Here is a 1,351-nt window from a genome sequence, read left to right as displayed (position 1 = left end):
GCGCCCGCCCAGCCGGCGCCGGACCCCGCGCACCAGCCGCTCGGCCGTGAACCCGGCCCCGTGGACGAACCGCATGGCCGGGCCGAAGGACGGCGCCGTCAGCAGCCCGGCGAAGAACAGGCCCGGCACCGAGGACTCGAACCGGCCGTCCACCTCGGGAGCCCGGCCGGACCCCGCCAGCCGCAGCCGGTTGCGCATGTACGGGTCCAGCAGGCCCAGCCGCCCGATGTCCGGGACGAACCCGGTGGCGGCCACCACATGGTCGGTCTCCAGGATCGTCTCCGCACCCTCGGCCGTCTCCAGACTCAGCCGCACTCTCCCGCCCGCCGGGACGGCCGCCCGCAGCCGCCGGCCGAGCAGCATCGGGATCCGGTCCTCCACACGGTCGCGCAGCCACCAGGCCCCGGCCGGGCCCAGTGCCCGTTCCGCGATCCGCGTCCGCAGCGCACCCGGCAGTCGGCGGACCACCCAGGGGGCCTCGGACCACACCCAGCCGGGCCAGCCCGTGCCCAGACCGCAGTGCGGGTCGATCAGGGAGCGCAGTGCGGAGCGCTCCAGGGGCTGGGGCGGGGTGTTCCAGGCGACGCCGCCGGCGCGGGCCACCAGCCGGGGGCGGGCCCCGCACTCGGCCAGCAGCGCGGCGGTCTCCAGTGCTGCCTGCCCGGCGCCGATCACCGTGACGTCCCGTCCGTGGAAGCGCGACAGATCCCGGTGGTGGCTGCTGTGCGTGACCAGTTCACGGGGCAGCGCCCGCAGCGGCTCGGGGCGGTGGACGAACGGCATCACGCCGACCGCCAGGGCCACGGTCCGCGTCAGGATCGCCTCGCCTGCTCCGGTCTCCACCAGGAAGCCCTCCGTCCGGGGGCGCACGGAGAGAACCGTCTCCTCCTCGACCGACGGCACGGCCGAGCGTCCGAACCACAGCCCGTACTCGGTGAAGACGCCGATCGGCAGCGGGGTGCCGTGCTCGGCGCGCAGCCCCCGGGAGGCGCAGTAGGCGGCCAGGGTGTGCTCGCCGGAGGGGTCGGACAGGTTCGAGGACCAGGGCTCGGACTTGAGGAACATCCCCTCGGGCATGTGGTCCCGCCAGGAGGCCATCGGACGGCCGAGGACGCGCGCCCCGATTCCGGCCGCCGCCGCGTGGGACGCGATCGACAGTCCGTAGGGGCCCGCGCCCACCACTACCAGGTCGTACATGGTCGGTCACCGCTCTCTCGTCGTGGGCTCGTCATGCGGTCGGGCGTTCGGTGGTGCGCAGGTCGGCCGGGGTCGGGGGCGCGCCGAGGGGCGCACCGGAGCGGCCGGTCCGGCCGCTCCCGCCGTCCGGTCCCCCCGGCGCCCGCACGCGGAC

Annotated in this window: 1 protein-coding gene; it reads right to left on the bottom strand. The window is 76.2% G+C overall.

Annotated features, from left to right (window positions below; translation table 11 throughout):
• Positions 1 to 1,197: NAD(P)-binding domain-containing protein (locus AC2CJA_RS26680; RefSeq protein ID WP_484605213.1), on the bottom strand; the 1,197-nt coding region annotated here is incomplete at its 3' end.
• Positions 1,198 to 1,351: the final 154 nt, after the last annotated feature.

It is taken from the genome of Streptomyces sp. ATLC9, from assembly GCF_057196705.1.
This window is presented reverse-complemented; position numbering and strand designations above follow the sequence as displayed.